The sequence below is a fragment of the Ostreibacterium oceani genome, assembly GCF_009362845.1.
Lineage (GTDB): Bacteria > Pseudomonadota > Gammaproteobacteria > Cardiobacteriales > Ostreibacteriaceae > Ostreibacterium > Ostreibacterium oceani.
Window position 1 is genome coordinate 186,275 of the sequence record NZ_WHNW01000002.1, and the last position, 18,203, is coordinate 204,477.

At 46.2% G+C, this 18,203-nt stretch carries 16 protein-coding genes; 3 read left to right on the top strand and 13 right to left on the bottom strand.

Features of this window, described 5'->3' with window-relative positions:
• Nucleotides 1-18 precede the first annotated feature (18 nt).
• The 11 genes from GCU85_RS02440 to gshB all read right to left on the bottom strand — a co-directional run bounded on the left by GCU85_RS02440 (nt 19) and on the right by gshB (nt 13,817).
• On the bottom strand, nt 19-2,505 hold the full coding sequence (locus GCU85_RS02440; protein WP_152808998.1) for a hypothetical protein: 2,487 nt from the start codon (nt 2,503-2,505) through the stop codon (nt 19-21).
• 235 nt (nt 2,506-2,740) lie between these two features.
• Entirely contained in the window at nt 2,741-4,141 is a 1,401-nt protein-coding gene (gene thrC / locus GCU85_RS02445; protein ID WP_152809000.1) for a threonine synthase, read from the bottom strand.
• A 6-nt stretch (nt 4,142-4,147) separates the two neighbouring features.
• Nucleotides 4,148-5,839, bottom strand: coding sequence for a single-stranded-DNA-specific exonuclease RecJ (gene recJ, locus GCU85_RS02450; protein WP_152809002.1), 1,692 nt, complete (start codon nt 5,837-5,839; stop codon nt 4,148-4,150).
• A gap of 45 nt (nt 5,840-5,884) precedes the next feature.
• The gene (locus GCU85_RS02455; protein ID WP_152809004.1) at nt 5,885-7,177 is read right to left on the bottom strand and encodes a homoserine dehydrogenase; all 1,293 of its coding nucleotides are present in this window, start codon (nt 7,175-7,177) and stop codon (nt 5,885-5,887) included.
• 141 nt (nt 7,178-7,318) lie between these two features.
• Entirely contained in the window at nt 7,319-8,179 is an 861-nt protein-coding gene (locus GCU85_RS02460; protein ID WP_152809006.1) for a CvpA family protein, read from the bottom strand.
• 12 nt (nt 8,180-8,191) lie between these two features.
• Nucleotides 8,192-8,974 (bottom strand): SPOR domain-containing protein, encoded by a 783-nt coding sequence (locus GCU85_RS02465; protein WP_152809008.1) that lies wholly within the window; start codon nt 8,972-8,974, stop codon nt 8,192-8,194.
• A 106-nt stretch (nt 8,975-9,080) separates the two neighbouring features.
• Nucleotides 9,081-9,785, bottom strand: a complete 705-nt coding sequence (locus GCU85_RS02470) for a tetratricopeptide repeat protein (RefSeq protein WP_152809010.1) — start codon at nt 9,783-9,785, stop codon at nt 9,081-9,083.
• Between the two features lie 244 nt (nt 9,786-10,029).
• Nucleotides 10,030-10,698, bottom strand: coding sequence for an OmpA family protein (locus tag GCU85_RS02475; protein ID WP_152809012.1), 669 nt, complete (start codon nt 10,696-10,698; stop codon nt 10,030-10,032).
• Nucleotides 10,699-10,741: 43 nt separating this feature from the next.
• Nucleotides 10,742-11,818, bottom strand: a complete 1,077-nt coding sequence (gene queA, locus GCU85_RS02480; RefSeq protein WP_152809014.1) for a tRNA preQ1(34) S-adenosylmethionine ribosyltransferase-isomerase QueA — start codon at nt 11,816-11,818, stop codon at nt 10,742-10,744.
• Between the two features lie 140 nt (nt 11,819-11,958).
• Complete coding sequence (locus GCU85_RS02485; protein ID WP_152809016.1) at nt 11,959-12,873, bottom strand: hypothetical protein; 915 nt, start codon at nt 12,871-12,873, stop codon at nt 11,959-11,961.
• The gene (gshB, locus tag GCU85_RS02490) at nt 12,873-13,817 is read right to left on the bottom strand and encodes a glutathione synthase (RefSeq protein ID WP_235896198.1); all 945 of its coding nucleotides are present in this window, start codon (nt 13,815-13,817) and stop codon (nt 12,873-12,875) included. The genes GCU85_RS02485 and gshB overlap by 1 nt, the downstream gene beginning before the upstream one ends.
• A gap of 177 nt (nt 13,818-13,994) precedes the next feature.
• On the opposite strand from gshB, the gene gshA reads away from it, so the two are divergent.
• Both gshA and GCU85_RS02500 read left to right on the top strand, forming a co-directional pair.
• Nucleotides 13,995-15,584 carry a glutamate--cysteine ligase gene (gene gshA, locus GCU85_RS02495; protein ID WP_152809018.1) on the top strand — a complete coding sequence of 530 codons (1,590 nt, stop codon included), beginning with the start codon at nt 13,995-13,997 and terminating at the stop codon, nt 15,582-15,584.
• Nucleotides 15,585-15,605: 21 nt separating this feature from the next.
• Nucleotides 15,606-16,064, top strand: coding sequence for an HIT family protein (locus tag GCU85_RS02500; protein WP_152809020.1), 459 nt, complete (start codon nt 15,606-15,608; stop codon nt 16,062-16,064).
• Here GCU85_RS02500 and GCU85_RS02505 read toward each other — a convergent pair.
• Both GCU85_RS02505 and GCU85_RS02510 read right to left on the bottom strand, forming a co-directional pair.
• The gene (locus GCU85_RS02505; protein ID WP_152809021.1) at nt 16,037-16,660 is read right to left on the bottom strand and encodes a LysE/ArgO family amino acid transporter; all 624 of its coding nucleotides are present in this window, start codon (nt 16,658-16,660) and stop codon (nt 16,037-16,039) included. The genes GCU85_RS02500 and GCU85_RS02505 overlap by 28 nt on opposite strands.
• 234 nt (nt 16,661-16,894) lie before the next feature.
• A complete protein-coding gene (locus GCU85_RS02510; RefSeq protein ID WP_152809023.1) occupies nt 16,895-17,458 on the bottom strand; it encodes a hypothetical protein in 564 nt (187 codons plus the stop codon).
• 218 nt (nt 17,459-17,676) lie between these two features.
• Between GCU85_RS02510 and GCU85_RS02515 the strand changes: the two genes are divergently transcribed.
• Nucleotides 17,677-18,183 (top strand): LexA family protein, encoded by a 507-nt coding sequence (locus GCU85_RS02515; protein ID WP_152809025.1) that lies wholly within the window; start codon nt 17,677-17,679, stop codon nt 18,181-18,183.
• Nucleotides 18,184-18,203: the final 20 nt, after the last annotated feature.

The following is an 18,203-nucleotide window of genomic DNA, read 5'->3' on the forward strand; positions in this document are numbered from 1 at the left end:
GCGCTTCATTGTAACGCTTCATTGCAGCACTGCACTGAGTTGCGCTTTGCGCTCATGGCTAATGGTGCTATTGGACACTATAGCTGACAGGGCTTTTTTCTCGGCATCGGTCAACGGCATAGTGCGAATAGGATGAATCACATATTGCTGAAACTGTTTTGCACTCAGGGGAAAGTACCAATTTGTCACTAAATCCAACGCGCTGTCATATTTTTGTTGCAGTAACAGGCTGCGCAATTGATACGCCAAAGACGATAATGTCGACGGGTGTAGGCGTTTATAATCCGCAATAATTTGCTGCGTCTGTGTGATTTTTTTCTGCGCCAAGCTCACATCAGCGGCTACACGCATGGCAGGCGGATAGCGATAACCCAATGTAGGGAATATTGCTCGCCATGCATTGCTCAAATCCCCATCAGCGGCTTTGGCACGGGCAATTAGGCTAATCAACTCTAAATAATCGCGCCGCGAGATATCGCGCCGTTGTGTAATCCATTCATCCAATGCTTGAATCGCTTCATCCGCGTAATTATTGCTCGTTTGATGAGGGGATTGTTGTGTTTTTTGCCACTCGCGCGCCACTGTTGCCTGGCTTTCGGAGTGACTTATCGAGCCGCTTGCCGAGTCGCTTGCAGAGTCATTTACCAAGCGGGTTGACTGCATTAGCAGTGCATCCACATAATTTTTTAGCATGAAAAATGAGCCCTTTTCCTCATAGTGTTTTTTTAGCTCGGTCAGCGCCTGCGCATCGCCGGCACCGTATTGAAACAACAAATTCAACAATGCCACACGGTCATTGGGTTGCTCGCTATAGGTTAATGCTTGCTGAATTAACGCCACATCCCCCAGATGATTTAACCCAATTAGCACGTCTTGATTCAACCGATAGTGATTCTTTTTCAGTGAAAAAAGTAATTCACCGCCTGACTGTGCGTTAATTCTAAACCGTTTCGTTTGGTGGTGATAGCGTGAATCCAGCCGCGAAAATAGCGTCTCGCGCCCAGCCAAATAAGCCGCAGTCACCGTCGGGCGCAAGTAGTATTGCCTATCTAACAATGCGGTCAAAATTGGCACTGAGGCAAGCGGCGAATCCGCAATCAAAATAAACTGGTCAACGGCCTGCTGATAAGTGTCTTCTTGAGCCGCCATCACCCTAAACCAGCGGTACAACAACAATCCCGTTTGCGAATGCGCATTTTCAGCAAAAACACGCAGCAACCGCTCTGCCAACAACTGATTCGACTCAATTTCAGTCAAATATACCGCCATGTCGTAATAGGCATTAAGCAAACGAGACTGCCAATAATTAATCAATACCGCTTCATGCAAAACACCACCCACAGGCAACGGCGTTTGCTTATGAATTGCTTGCTCGAAATGATTAATCAACAAACTCGGGGAAAAATCCACTGGCTTTGCTAAAGCATGGCTCATTTCATCTATCGCGTCAATATCCAAGCGCAAGCTGCCTGATTGATAAACCAAGTGATTCATTTCCTTGCTACCCAAAAAATCGTGATAAACCATCAGCGGATATAACAAAAGATACTTCGAACGAATTTGGTAGGCATCGAGATGCCTTAATCCATACAATATGTGGGTGAGGCTCACTGGCTTGCCCTGTAACGCCAAGACTTGATCTTGCCACGCGGCAACATCTTGGTAATGCGCGGCTTTTTTAATTCGAAACAACGTCGCAATCGGCGTATTGCCTGTAATCGCCTCGGTATCATAAAAATTGGTCAATGGGTGGTCACCCAGCTTTGCAGCGGTATGCTCGGCAAAAACGGTATATCCTAAATTATGCGCCAGTAGCGTTAATAGCCCATCATCTCTAACGCCTGTACGAGACTCTAGCCACGCCACGAGCATCCAACTATTGGCTTGCACAATATCCATCGCATCTAGCGTATCTTCTACCAAAAAATTCATCAGCACCAGGTGTTGCGCCACCGTTGCCAAGGATTCATCATCAGTTTGTGCTTGGGTATTGTGCGCTATCGCTTTGGCAATTAACTCATTAATAGTCAGTGGCAACTGCGACAAATCTCTATTAATCCGTTGGGTAATTTTAGACTGCGTGCCCATCAATGCTGCCGCCGTTAATCGCAGTCCTTCGTGCAGCGTATAAAATCCTAAGTCCTCAAACCGAGCAATGATTCGCTGCTGTTGTTGTAGCGCGTATTGATTATCTTGAAACACCAGATTAACGGGGGGGGCGTCAGGAAATTGCTGATTAAATAGCTGAATGACCGTCAAAAACCGCCTATCGATGGCCATCACGGCGGCATTTTCTATCTGCGCTAATGTCTCGGCTAGTGGCTCGGCTGATTGCACAGCTAGTTGGTCGACTGATTGCTTTACCGCATCACTGGCGGCGCCAGTTGTCGCAGTGCTTTCAGCCGATGATACGCCAGGCGCTATTGTTGTGGCGGCGGCAGACGATATCATACCAACTAACGCCACGATAGTGCATAGTAGGCTGATACCGCGTTTTTTGTTCATGTCTATGGCTAGGCTAATCCTCAAGCGAGCTGCCCGGCTGCATTCATTAGCAATTATTTGGTTAGCCATATGACGAGAAATCCTTATTGTGTTATTATCCTAGTTACCCTAGTTACTGTGTTAATACTGCTCTATCAACAATCACGGCCACGATTACGACTAACCAAGCAACCACCCCAACAAACGACCCACACGGATACGCTGTTACGCTACTAGTATTAGTCATGTCACTTCGTTAGGCATTGTTCATCACCAGCGCTTTGACCGCATCAACCTCATTTTCCAAAACAATCACCTGTTTTGCTTTCGTCTCAATGCCTTCGTACCCTGCGGGCCTTGGTGGTATTTTACCCAAGGCCGCCTGCATGGTGTCTTCAAATTTGGCTGGCAACGCTGTTTCAAGGCAAATCGTCACCCCAGGAGCTGCTAACGTTTTAGCGACATAAACCCCATCAGCGGTATGCGGGTCAATATAATCGTTTGATTGCTGATAGACCGATTGAATGGTTGCCAGCCGATTGTCGTGAGACGATTGCCCCGACACCAAGCCTGATGATTCAATTGATGCTGACAAATCGCTCAAATCCAATACACCAGTCGAGGCTAATACCGCCCAATGTGCGGCTAATTCACCCGCATCATCGCCCAACATATGATAGACATAGCGCTCGAAATTAGATGCTTTACCGATATCCATCGACGGGCTAGAGGTTTCCAGCACCTGCGCAGCGGTTCTCACTCGGTACTGCTTTGTCTGCAAGCATTCATGCAATACATCATTTTCATTGGTCGCAACAATTAATTTATTTATCGGCAACCCCATCCGCTTGGCGACAAAACCCGCATAGACATTACCAAAATTACCCGATGGCACACAAAAAGAAATCGGCTCGTCAACGCCTGCCGCTTTGGCAGCAAAGTACCCTTTAAAATAATAGACCGTCTGCGCCATGATTCGCGCCCAATTAATCGAATTCACCGCGCCAATGTGGTATTTTTCTTTGAAATCCGCGTCCGCATTAATGGCTTTGACGATATCTTGACAATCATCAAAAACCCCTTTAATCGCAATATTAAAAATATTGGGCTCGTCAAGTCCATACATTTGCGCTTGTTGAAAAGGTGACATCCGCCCGTGCGGAGACAGCATAAAAACATTCACTCGCTGCTTGCCCAGCATGGCATGTTCAGCCGCTGAACCCGTGTCACCCGAGGTTGCGCCAATAATATTTAGACGCTGATTATTACGCGCCAATACATACTCAAACAAATGTCCGATTAGCTGCATCGCAATGTCTTTAAACGCCAATGTTGGCCCATTAGACAGCCCTAAAATGGCGGTTTTTTCATCCAAAAAACGTAGTGGCGTAATGGCTTGATCGCCAAAATTATCCGCATTATAGGCTTGGTTTACGATGGTTCGCAAATCTTTGGATGGAATATCATCAATAAATAACGAAAAAATCTCAAAAGCCAAATCTGGGTAACTTAATCCAGCCCAGCGCGTCAATGTCTCGCTATCAACACGGGGGATAACCGCTGGCACCGCCAAACCACCATCAGGCGCTATCCCCATAACGAGCGTTTCGGTGAACGTTTGCGGTGGCATTTTACCGCGTGTGCTAACATATTTCATTTGTCTTTATTCCTCAATATGAATTACTTGCAAGGACAGCTGGTGCTTACCCTGCCAATGATTAACGTTTAACTGATAGGCAATTTGATGGGTGTTTTGTCTAAATTTATAATAATCTTTAAATTTATCAAAAGCAATGCCTTTGAAGTGCCGTCCGCTTTGTTGCTCAATTAATGATAATTGTGCATGGTTATCACCAACACCTCGAATCGCATCAATAAAAAAGGTATTACGAAAACGTGGCATCGGCATGCCATTCCCCCAAACTTCCAACGTTTTCAGAAAGATTGCATTATCAACATTCATCTCATAAGGCAACAGTTCACCATCGGTCAAGACGACCTGCTTGGGTGGATTTGCCGTTAATTGCGCGTCAATAATCGGATTAATAAGGGTTGAAAATTGTACAAAATGCGCAGGCAACAGAGAAAGCCCTGCGGCTTTGGCATGCCCGCCATAATGACGAATCATTTCAGGGTAGTCACTTGCCATCGCATTGAGTGCTTGCACCAAGTTGACACCTTCTGCTGCACGAGCAGAACCTTTGAGCAAGCCATTATTTTGGGTAAAAACAAACACCGTTTTTTGATAACGACTCTTTAGCCGTCCCGCCAAAATACCAATCACCCCTTCGTGCCACGTCTCGTCACACAAACAAATCACTGGCTGATTGGCTGTGGGTATCTGCTCGATCCATACTTGCGCCTGGGCTTTCATCTCGTTTTCTATTGCTTTACGTTCACGATTGAGACGATCTAGTTCTAGCGCGTAGTCTTTGGCCAACATTGGGGTTTTGGCCAACAAACAATCTACGCCCAACTGCATGTCGGCCACACGCCCTGCTGCATTTAATCTCGGGGCAATTTGAAACGCAATTTCTTCAACACTCAGTGTCTTTTTATCGCAACCACTGACTTCTAATAACGCATTGATGCCAATACTTGCGCGATTATGGCGCAATTGTTTCAACCCATGCTCGACCAAAATACGATTGTTATAATCCAACTCGACCACATCCGCAATCGTGCCAATCGCCACCAACGCAAGCAACGCTGAATAATCAACCGCATCAATGCGTGCATCGCCGCGCTCTCGATAAATTTGGCGTAGCGCGAGCATCACGTAAAACGCCACACCAACCCCAGCCAAACATTTGCTGGGAAAATCGCAACTGGGTTGATTCGGATTGACGATAACATCGGCATCAGGCAAACAATGCGTCGGCAAATGGTGGTCAGTAATAATCACCGCCACACCGTGTTGCTTTAGGCTATCAACAGCTGCATTCGCGGTAATTCCATTATCAACGGTCATAACGATATCTGGAGTCAATGGTAACACCGCATCGACCACCGCTTGCGACAACCCGTACCCCATTTCAAACCGATTAGGAATAAAACTCACTACCTTTGCACCCAATGGCTGCAACACAGACAGCACCAGCGCAGTTGACGTCGCACCATCGGCATCATAATCCCCGACTAAGACAATCTGCTGCCCTGCCTGTATTGCGTCATAAAGTCGTATGGCAGCGGACTTAGCCTGAGACAACTGTGACACTGAATATAAATCAGTTAGTGGTTTTTTTAGCGTTGCTGTATCAATCTGACGCCCAGATAACACACGGCGGTGACAGGGAGAAAAGTCGATAGGGTAGTTATCTAGCTCAATATAACAGGGGTTATCTTGTAATTTCACGCGCGGCTATCGTTTTATCAAATCAATTCTTTATCAATTAACTTGTTAAAATTTTTCAACTCGAATTCGATGGACATCACCTTGCACCGCATCTAGCTGAGCAATTTGCGTTATTGCCGTTTGCAAATCGGCCTCATTCACCACCGGCGTGACAATAACGATAGGGACGTAGACCGCATTATCGCTTTCTTTTTGTTGCAATAACGCTTCGATGCTAATGGATTGATTCGCAAAAATTCTTGTCACATCAGCCAACACGCCAGGTTTATCCTCAACGGAAAATCGTAAATAATTGGCGCTTTGGTGTTCGGCAACGGGCAACACGCGTGTCGAATGGTTGCTGTTATTCGCGTAGCCTAACGGCGACACATGACCTGCCGTCAAGTTCGTAACCAAGCCAAGCACATCAGCCATTACCGCTGAAGCGGTCGGCAATGAACCTGCGCCCGCGCCATAAAATAGCGTTTCACCAACCGCATTACCAAAGACCCTAACGGCATTCATTACGCCATCAACTTTTGAAATCAGCGCCGTTTCGGGTACTAATGTCGGATGGACACGAATTTCAATCCCCTCTGGTCGGCGTAACGCAACGCCAAGGTGCTTAATTCGGTAGCCTAATGTCTCGGCATAGCGAACATCCTGAGGCGCAATGTGGCTTATCCCTTCAATTTCCACTTTGTCTAAATCAAGCGCCACGCCATAAGCAATGGACGCTAAAATCGTCAGCTTATGTGCCGCATCAATCCCTTCAACATCAAATGTCGGGTCTGATTCAGCATAACCTAAATCCTGTGCCTCTTTAAGCACCTCACCAAAGGCACGGCCTTCGTTACGCATCGCGGTCAAGATGTAATTGCTCGTCCCATTGATAATGCCCGCGACCGAATTAATTTCATTGGCAATCAGCCCTTCTTTAAGGGATTTAATAATCGGAATCCCACCCGCAACGCTGGCTTCAAAGGCAACTTGCACGCCTTTTTCAGCAGCACGCGCAAAAATCTCACGACCTTTGCTGGCAATCAATGCTTTATTGGCGGTAACAACGTGCTTGTTGTTTTCAATTGCACGCAAAATCAACTCATAAGCGGCTTCTTCACCGCCGATTAACTCTAACACCACATCAACATCATCACGATTGACAATCGCTGTCGCGTCATTGATGCAATCGATACCTACTGGCTTATCAATACCATCCCAATTTCTTTTGGCTATGGCAGTGACAACTACGTTACAGCCTGTTTTATCCTGCCAAGATAGTTGATTTTTCTGCAGCAATGCAACAATGCCCTGACCCACAGTGCCATAACCTAAAATACCTAATCGTAATGTTTTCATGTGTTTTCTGCCTTAGCTATATGCCAGTCACTTTTTGCTGCTTTTTTGTTATTTTATTATCGCTGTTCTTAGCGGTGTTCTCACTGCTCACTGCTCACTGTCCACTGATCATTGTCCACTACCTCCCAAGCGCCACCTCCACTACTGTGAGTATGACTCGAGGATGAGCTCCGCTTTATCAGTATTCTCCGCATTCTCAGTATTTGGGGTGACGGCGGGATTATCAGGCGCTGAGGCTGAGTTGCCCTCATTCGCTGATTCCAAATTAATGGCTGGCGCGTCTTCAGCGATAGAGTTTAAGATTGCTTGCTGCGTCTCACTATCGACTGGCTTATTTTGTTCATCAATGGCCTGCATTTTTTCCGCCAGAGGGTCTGGGCGGGTTGCTGTTCGAGCTGCTGTTCCTGACGTGTTTGAAGTCGCCTCTGTGGCATCGCCGCCTTCGGCTGTCGGGGCAAGTCGTTCTGTTAGTTTCCCAACCTCGTCTTTACTCGCTTCAAAATAGTCCGCAATCTCTTTGGGTAGGTAGGTCAATAGCTCTTTTGTAATGACCTTAAAGATAGGTACCGTTGTCGAGACTTTCCACCAATTTTTCTCGGCAACCCCGGGGATAAAGCCCAAGACAAACACAACAATACAACAAATCAGCGCGCCACGAACAATACCAAACAACATACCAAAAAAACGATTCAAAAAAGACAAGCCGCTTGCCTTTAACAACTGGCTAATGAGCAAATTGACCAGCGCAACCGAAAACAACACACCAATAATAATCAATGCAAAGGTAATGATATAGCTTACGCGTGGTTGCTCAAAAAATTGCGAGACATACTGATTAGACAGCGCCTCAGAAAACGTCAGTGCACAATAAATCGCGAGCGCAAGCCCAACCAAAGATAAAATCTCACGAACACCGCCACGGATTAACCCCACGATGACAGAAATCACCAAAATACCAATAAAAATAGCGTCCAGCAGACCTACTGTTTCTAAAAATCCCATCGGTTATCTCCCTTAGCGCTGAATCGTTGGATTGTAGCCATTGGCTTTGATTTTATCAAAAGCCTTTTGCATTTCTTTGTCATCCGTGAACGGGCCAACCAACACGCGCTGATAGGTTTGGTCGTCAACGGCGGTGGTTTCTGTTTTAACGGGGAAGTTTTGTCGCTTTAGCATTGAGGCTAATTTTGTCGCATTTTCTAAATCCGCAAAACTACCGACCCTAACCCAAGTAATTTCTGCATCAACCTGTGATGAATCAATTGGCGTTTGTGGGGCTTGGTTAATTGGACGCGAAACCGATGCGCTTGAGTTCCCAGCCGTTACCCCAGCGGCTGCAGTAGCCGCTGAATTGTTTGTTGCATTACTCGCGGTGTTATTCGTTGCACTATTCGTTGTGCTATTCGTTGTACTGCCACTTTCTGAATCACCCAAGCTTTCCAACGCAATGGGAATTAGGTTATCTGCTTTATTGCCATCAGCGTTATTTGCAGGGTTATTTGCTGCATTACTTGCTGCATCCGCCGTTGCCAACGATTCTAAGGTGAGACTAGGCTGCGCTATCGCGTTATCGCTCTCGTTGATCGACAGTTCAGGCTGCGCCACACCACCTTGGCTAGTTGACGCCTGGTTTGTTGACGCGTTCGGTGGGTTGATGCTCACCTGAAAATCAGGATTACGCAATGTGTCGTTTTTGGGTGTCAATATGGCAGGAATAAACAGTAATGCCGCAACGGACAAAACCAAACCACCTATTACTCTATTTCTCACTACTGGGTTTCTAACTAACGTATTCATTCCTTATCTAAGACGAGTTAATAAAGGCTGTCATTATACCGAGTCAATCCCGAATTGTCATTGACAGATTTAAAAACCTGCCGTGGTTTTAGCATACACCGCCAAATCACGCCGTCGCCAATATTTTATTAACATCAAAAACAGTTAGTTGCTCAGCTTTTTTCAATAGCTGATAAATCGTTGTTGGTGGCATCACTTGATTGGCTAACAAGCGGACGCAGAATTCACGCAAACCATTCACCTCTGCCAAAAATTGCGCATGATTCTTACTATGACTTGGTATTTGACGGATTAAATTATCTATAGCCGTCAGTGCCATTTGCGGCTGCTTCGACAGAATAAGAATGTAGATTATTTGCTTTTTAAGCAGATAATCATCTGGAAATGATTTGGCTGCGGGTTTTAATACTTGGTAGGCTGTTTTAATATCATTAGCCTCCAAACAGGCCAATACATATTCGCTGATAACCGATAAATTTTCAGGCATTAATTCATACGCTTTCGTAAGCGTCTGACATGCCTCCATTGGTCGCTGAAAAGCACGCTGAGAACGCCCAAGATACAAATAAGCCTCCCACGCGTCATCATTTTGCGCAATCACGCGACGATAAATCGCAGTCGCTTCTTTAAACGCCGCCCGTATTTCTGCTGATACATGTTTTTCTCTGATTGCCTTAGACCAAAATGGCCGCATCAAATTATTGGCCTTTCCAAGGGCTTTGACATGCGCTTCGGGTGTTTGATCCAACCTATCCGCAGGAATGGTGAAAAACGCCAAAATAACCGAACCAAGCCAAATAATTAAAGACACGGCGAAAAACCTAATCGTAAAAACAAGGTAACCAACAACCGCTTAAAACAATCTGTTTGGATATTTTCTTGGGACATGATTTTGCTGCCTACCTCAGTGACACATCTAACCGTATTAGCCTAACCGACTCGATTTTAACTGCCCGATTTTAACTGCCCGACTTTAACTGCTAGCGCAAAAAAGGCATGAGAGAAACCCTCACGCCTTTTCGTCAAGTGTAGTCTGTGCTTAATCGCAAGCCTTATTAGTAAATTGGGCTATACGCTGCTTGCTCGTTGCCTTGCTGAATGGCGCGTATAAAGACTTCTACACGGCGGTTTTGCGCACGACCTGCTTCGTTGTCATTGCTGGCAATGGGAAACTGCTCACCATAACCACGCGCAACAATACGACCAGACACAACACCTTGGCTTGCTAAATAATTGCCTGCAGACGTCGCACGCTGTTGTGATAGGTCTAAGTTATACGCCGCTTGACCAGTGCTATCGGCAAAACCAAGCACATGAACGGCTGTTTCAGGGTACTGATTAATCACGCCAGCAACCTGTGTCAACGCACTTTGCGCAGTGGGTTTTAAATTCGCTTGATTGACATCAAAGGTAATCGCATTCGGAATATTTAACTTGATTGTCGAATCATCAATACGGGTGACCGTAATACCCGTGCCTGAGACCGCATCTTCTAACTGCGATTGCTGTTGATTCATATAATGCGTAATGGTCCCACCTGCCAGCGCCCCTAACACGGCACCAACATAGCGGCCTCTTTCGTCATGCACTTGGTGCCCAATCACGCCACCGACAGCCGCGCCACCTAATGCACCTAGTGCAGTTTTTTGTCCATCAGTTAGTGACTGACAACCACTTAACGCCAAGCCTAACCCGATGGCAAGATAAACGTTTTTTCGCTTCATCTTTGTCTTCCTCTTGTTATGATAATGTTTAGTTCCAACCCCATTATAACGGGTTTCTAAAGTGGATAGTTTTCAGTAACATTGCATCGCCGTAACTAAAAAATCGATAACGCTGATTAATGGCGTGTTGGTATGCACTACGTATGGTTTCATAACCAGCTAACGCGCTGACTAACATCATTAAGCTTGATTTCGGCAAGTGAAAATTTGTAATCAAACGATCGACAATTTCAAACGGATAACCTGGACGAATAAATAAGTCCGTATCGCCGCCTGCCATCACAATTCGCTGGTCTTGCGCCGCGGACTCAAGCGCACGCAAGCTTGTCGTACCGACGGCGGTAACTCGGCGCCCATCTGTTTTCGCCGCATTGACTATTCGCCGCGTCTCATCGGGTATCTCAAATAACTCAAAGTGCATTTGGTGGGTATCAAGCCATTCATTTTTTACCGGCTGAAACGTGCCCGCACCAACGTGCAGCGTTATGTAAGTAATTTCCACGCCTTTATCCGCCAGCTTGGCTAACAATGCATTATCGAAATGCAATCCAGCGGTAGGCGCAGCAACCGCACCCGCTTTTTCGGCATAAACTGTTTGATAGCGTTGACTATCCTCTGCGATGGGCGCACGTTGAATATAAGGTGGCAACGGAATATCACCGCTTGCCTGCATCAAGGTCTCCCAATCGCTGTCATCATTAATCAGTTCAATGATAAAAAACACCCCTTGCCGACCAGAAACCATCGCGCGATGACCCGCAATATCGATTTCCACCCCTGGCTTTGGCGCACGATTGGCACGAATCATGCAAAGCGCAGTGTTGTTGTCCTGGATACGTTCGACAAAAATCTCTAATTGCCCACCTGAGATTTTTTTCCCCTGTAAACGCGCCGGTACTACTTTGGTATTGTTTAACACCAACACATCGCCTGCATTAAACTCACGCACAATATCGGCAAAAACCCCATCACAAAAATCATTTTCGCCGTTGACTTGTAGTAATCGACTGGCGCTACGTTCTTTTGCAGGGAATTGTGCAATCAAATCCGCGGGCAACTCAAAATCAAAATCAGATAAAGTATAAGGTAAAGCCGTATAGGTTTTATTCAGTGAATGCATGTACGTCAAGCCAAGAAAAAATGCTAGTCTACCGAAAGCCGCCTAGCGTCGCAACTGAAATTGGCGTCGCAACTGAAATTGACATCGCCCTGAAATAACACACCGCCAGCACAAAGCTCCCATAAAAAGCGCCCATCATCTCATAATAAAATCCGTGACGGCCAACCCGACGCCAGCAGCCGTTCAAAATCAATCTGCAGCCGTGCCAAGCCATAATGCAAATCGAGGGCATCAACAATATCCATGCCTGTATTTGTCACCGAATGCAAGGTTTTTGCCAACGCCTGACGACCACCCTCACTGCCCATCATGGTGTGCACAATCCCCCAGCTAATATAGCGCAATTGATAACCCGACTGCTGATCTAGCAAAGCCCATTGCTGATCAGGGATGCGCAAATAAGTCGCCATATCAACCATCGATTTGTCACGCCTAGCCCATTCTCGCAAAATAGCCAGTTTACTATCTGACACATAGACAACCACACTTGCATTGCTGACCTCCGCCAATTCAAAAAACTCAGACAGCCCTTCGTTCAATGATAATGGCGCATTATTGGTATAGTGTTCGTAAATTAAGTGTTGCGCTTCGTGGATAATGGTTTGTGCGTAGTTAGGCGTTTTTTTGACAATCAACTCATTATTCATTGGGATATAGTAACCTAGTGTATTTTTATCCAAACGAAAAGGGTGTTTATCGGCAAAGATTTCATAATCGGCAACAGATAACACGCGTAAGGGAAAGACCACTTCGCGCTCATAGCGCGCATGCAACCCATGAAACCCAATTATTTTTTGTATGATTCTTGCGAGATCAGACTCCTCACGAAAACTCAATGCATTCTCAATATCGTTAATTTTGACCTGCACACGGTCGGGCAAAGTATTCGCCAGCGCATTATTTGGCACACTCAACCAAAGCAGTGACCATATTAATAACGGTGGCAATCGAGATAATCGCGGCAATGACAACAGGCGTGCTAGCCGTAATTGCCGTAATCGCAACCTGCCCATTAGCTGCGTAACAGACAGCAACGCCGCAAAAAAGCCAACCATCACCCTGCCAACACCATCGATTCGATTTTAGCAATCAAGCGGTCGGCAATTTGCTCGCCTGTTGCGGCCTCTATTTCGCGAATGCACGTTGGGCTGGTCACGTTAATTTCAGTCACATAACCCCCGATTACATCCAAACCGACAAACAATAACCCTAACGCCTGCAAGCGCGGCTTAATCGCTTCGCAAATCGCACGTTCGCGAGCACTGAGCGGCTGAACCTCGCCACGTCCGCCGACAGCCAAATTAGCACGAAAATCAGCGTCGCTGGGAATTCTCGCTAATCCATGGGCTGCTGGCTCGCCATCTACGAGTAAAATACGCTTGTCACCTGCGCAAACTTCGGGCAAAAAGGCTTGAATCATCAGTGTTTGCTGACCATTGCCTAATGCTTCTAGTATGGCGTTGGTGTTAGGCTCACCTTGTGTCATTTTAAAAATCCCCTTGCCACCCATGCCATCCAAAGGCTTTAACACGGCCTGCTTATGCGCTGAAATAAAGGCTTTAATACGGCCAATATCCTGACTAATCAACGTCGGCGGGGCTAACTCGGGAAAGTCGGTAATAAAAAACTTCTCATTGACTTGGCGCAACGCATTGGGTGGATTCACCACCAACGTACCTTGTGCGACAGCCATATCGAGAAAATACGTACTGTAAATATACTCCATATCAAAGGGCGGATCTTTACGCATTAAAATCGCATCAAACGCATGCAACGGACAACTTATCGCGTCATCCAAAGCAAAGTAATGCCCTGCTGTGTCGCTAACCGTGATTGCTTGACAAGCAGTCATTGCGATACCATCTTCTGCCCATAAATCCTGTTGCTGAAAATAATACAGCGCATGTCCTCGCGCTTGAGCAGCGAGCATCATGGCAAAAGTCGAGTCCTTGTAAGGCTTAATTTCCTCAACTGCATCCATCAAAATTCCAATCTTCAATTGACTATCCCCTTAAATAATTCAGTCTAAAACCAACCCACAAAACCAAACAATAATTTCACCTTCACTATAACAAAATCTAACAAATTACGGTATAGTGGATATAAACAAACGTCAACAAATTCGGACAAACCCAAAAAAAAACCGAACCAAAGAACCCGAACCCAAAAAAACCTTATGATGAGCATCCTGAAAACCCTTGATTTTTTTACAGCACATCAAAAACTCGACCAACTCAGCTCAGGCCGCTGCGGCATCGAAAAAGAAGGACTGCGTTATACACAACAACACCAGCTCTCCACCGCCCCTCATCCTACGATTCTCGGGCACTCGTTAACGCACGAGCGACTCACCACCGACTTTGCTGAGAGCTTGTTAGAGCTTGTCACGCCCGCCATGAAAACGAGCACCGCCGCATTAACCGAACTAAACAACCTGCACCATATTTTGGCACATAGCCAAGCTGATTACCTATTAAACGGCTCAATGCCTGCGTATTTAGATGACCCCGAATCTGTTGCTATTGGTTATTACGGCGAATCAAACTCAGGCAAAATGCGGCGTCTGTACCGCCAAGGCCTTGCGATACGTTACGGCAAAGCCATGCAACTTATCGCAGGAATCCATTATAACTATTCTTTTTCTGATGCGTTACTAGATACCTATGCACAATCTCAAGGCACTGTCGCTGACCGCCAATTTGTTGACAATGCTTATCTCAATGTCATTCGAAACATTCGCCAATTTGGCTGGATAACGGCGTATTTATTTGGTCATTCGCCTGCGCTTGACGCCTCGTTTTTACGCGGTAAATCGCACTGTTTAGAATCACTCGATGGCGACACGCTGTGCCTACCTTATGCCACCTCATTGCGCCTGTCTGATATTGGCTACCAAAGCAAAACCGATACCATCGTACGCGCCAACCGCCTTGACGACTATCTGCATGATTTGCGTCGATCGGTATTAACCCCATCGCCAACATTTGCCGCACTCGGGCTATTTGGTGCCGATGGCAAACAGCAACAAATGAATACCCACTTACTACAGATTGAAAACGAATATTACACCGCAGCGCGCCCCAAACAAATCACCGAACCGGGTGAAGCGCCGCTACACGCGCTACAAAGCAGGGGCATTGCCTATGTCGAATTACGCACGCTAGACATTAATTGCTTTGCAGCCAATGGCATCAGCCAAGCGCAGTTAGATTTCCTCACCGTTTTTATGGTCTACTGCCTGTTCAACCCCGCGCCTGCACTGACTGTCGAGCAAGAACACCACGCCAAAACCAACCTATCCAAGGTCGCTTGTTGTGGCCGCGATCCGAGTTTAACATTAACCGATAAAGACCAACAAACAACGGTGCCAGAATGGGGTAATCGCCTACTTGACGCAATGCTGCCTATTGCGATTGCCTTGGATGAAGCCAACAAAGGCAACACATTTATTGATGCAATAAACGAGCAAAAAGCCAAATTCGATAACGCCGAACGCACGCCTGCAGCGCATATTTTAGCAACGCTTCAAGGGGACAAAAGCCACGCACCAACTAGCTATCACCATTTTATTACCTCGCTAAGCCAGACGCAGTATCAAGCAATGCATCAAATTGAATTAACGCCTGCGCAAATCCGCCAACGCGACACCGATGCCCGACAATCATACGACAGCGCGGAGGCGCTATTTGCAGCCTCCGCCGCCAAACCCTTTGCGCGTTATTTGGCTGACTATTACGACCAAATTATTGCCTTAGCCACGAATTAATCGACCTAACTACCCCACAAAATGACGGCTCAAACTCGACAAACCTCACTCCCTCCTGCTCTGCACCCACAATTAGCAAAAGACACCGTTGCTGTCGTGGAAAATGCGGCTTATTGGCTGCGGCTACATAAAAACGCCTTAGTACCTTGGTTAATCATCGTTCCCAAGACACACGCACGTGAGCTAATCGACTGCTCACCAGCACTAAAATCAACGATTTACCAATTGATTGAAACGGTTGGGCACTATACCAACGCACTACCGCAAATTGAAAAACTCAATATTGCATCGCTAGGCAATGTCGTTCCACAGCTACATATCCATGTTATCGGTCGGCATAAGGGCGATTTTGCTTGGCCTGAGCCTGTCTGGGGAAAATCGGCTTTTCAGGCTTATTCAGCAACACAAAGAAACCAGCTCATCAATACGTTGCAGGCAACCATTATAGAAAATTATCGCAACAGCGCTAACAACGAATAAGCAATAAGCCACATCACACAACCAATCATGCCATCCAAAATACGCCAAGTGAGGGGGCGCTGGAATAACGGCACCAATAATTTAGCAAACGCGGTTAATCCATAAAACCATACCAGCGACGCCATCATTGCACCCAGCGCAAAAAGCCAGACCGTGTCAGGAAACCTTGCATTGGCGATACTGGCAATCAATAACATGGTATCTAAATAAACGTGGGGGTTTAAAAACGTCAATCCTAACGCAATAGCAATGGTTTTTTTAGCGCTCATGGGTGCGGCTGTCGTGGTACCCATGCGCTGCGGAAAAAACATCCGACGAAAAGACAACGCACCATAAACAAACAAAAAAACCACACCAAAACCCGCAATCCACTGCGTCAGCATAGGGTATTGAGAAACCAGCACACTAACGCCAGCAATACCCACGGCAATCAACAGAATATCACTCAGCGCACAGACAGTTGCCACCTTCCATTCGTGTTGCGCACGCAGTGACTGCGTCAGCACAAACGCATTTTGTGCACCAATTGCAACAATCAGGCTACCGCCTAGCAAAAAACCCTGTAGCAAAGCCGAGTCTAGTATCAAATGTAGCATGGTAAATCCTGCTTGTTAAATCCCGCATGTTAAATCTTGCACGTTAAATTTCGCCTAGTAAGTCATTAATAACGCCCCCCGCTTTTCTTTTCTAACGGTGGTTTCGGCCGCTATTTCGGAAATAATTTCAAAGGCGATGCCGCAAGCAAAGCGCCAGTAGCAAAAAGTTAGTAAGCAAAGAATCCGTAAGGCAGTCTAGCACACAAGGCGTTAGCAGACAAAACGGCAAATCGACTAATTATCAATATCCTCAGCTGATTCGAGTGTAATTGGTGTCGCTGGTGCGGTTGGTGTCGCTGGTGCGGTTGGTGGCGCAGTTGGTTTTTTTGACTCGGTAGCGCCCAACGTGCTTTCCATCCAGTCTTTCGCTGATAATTGCATACAGGCATTTGCGGCATCCCCTAGCGTGAATAATCGACTATCCAGTGTTTTTGATTTGGCTGTTATGCACGCTAGAAATTCATTTTTTTGCCAGCCTAGCGTTGTATCAATCACCTCTTGTCGCGCCAAAAAAATTGACGCCAATTGCCGTTGCTGCGTTTTTTCTGCTAATTGATTAAAATCAGATAGCAGTTGATTTTCAATCACCGGTAGTGAGGGGGCTTCGGTCAAGGGAGCTTCGGACGATGCGAACAAGGCGTTTCCTGTCACTTGTGCGCTAGAATTACCCGTTTTATTTCCCTGTAATCCTGACTCGCCTAGCCACTGCGACGCGACGATTAAGAGACTAGCCAAAATCATCGCAATCGCCAATAGGACCGCGAATACTTTGGCAAACCGCAGAAAAAAATCAAACATTATCGTCAATTGTAGTAAGAAAATGATAGGATAATATAACAGATTTTAGCGCAGCCAAAAAGCCAAATTTATCAAACAAAGTCTTATTATCTGCTTAAGGGATTCGTCGTCCTTCATCATTTTTTCCCTTACTCACTCAAAAAATGAGATTTTGTTGCAGTCTGTGCCGACTTCTGTTACTATTTGAATTAAGTTACAATTTTCAAAAGAGGTTTGCAATGGCAAGAGGCGGAGCAAGAACAGGGGCAGGCAGGCCCAAAGGCGAAGAAACAAAAGTGATGCGTATCCCTGTCGGGAAAGTCAGAGATGTCATGGCGGTCATTGAAAGCGAGTCGTACGAAATACCGCTGTATTCTTGTAAGATTCAAGCGGGCATACCAGCACCCGCAGACGACTACATTGAAGGGATTGTCAACCTAAACTCACTACTCATTCCTAGACCTAAACAAACCTTTCTCGTCCGAGCGACGGGTGATTCAATGATTGATGTCGGTATTTTTAACGATGACACGCTTATTGTTGATAGCAGTATCCCGCCCAAACACGGAAAAATCGTTATCGCGGCTTTAAATGGCGAACTAACCGTCAAACGCTTATCAATCCAGGCTGATGGCAAGACCTATTTATTGCCTGAAAACCCACAATTTAACCCAATCCCCGTCACACCAGAATGCGACCTACATATCTGGGGCGTCGTGATTAACTGTATTCGTAAATTAGGCTAAAATCAGGTTAGACTAAGCGT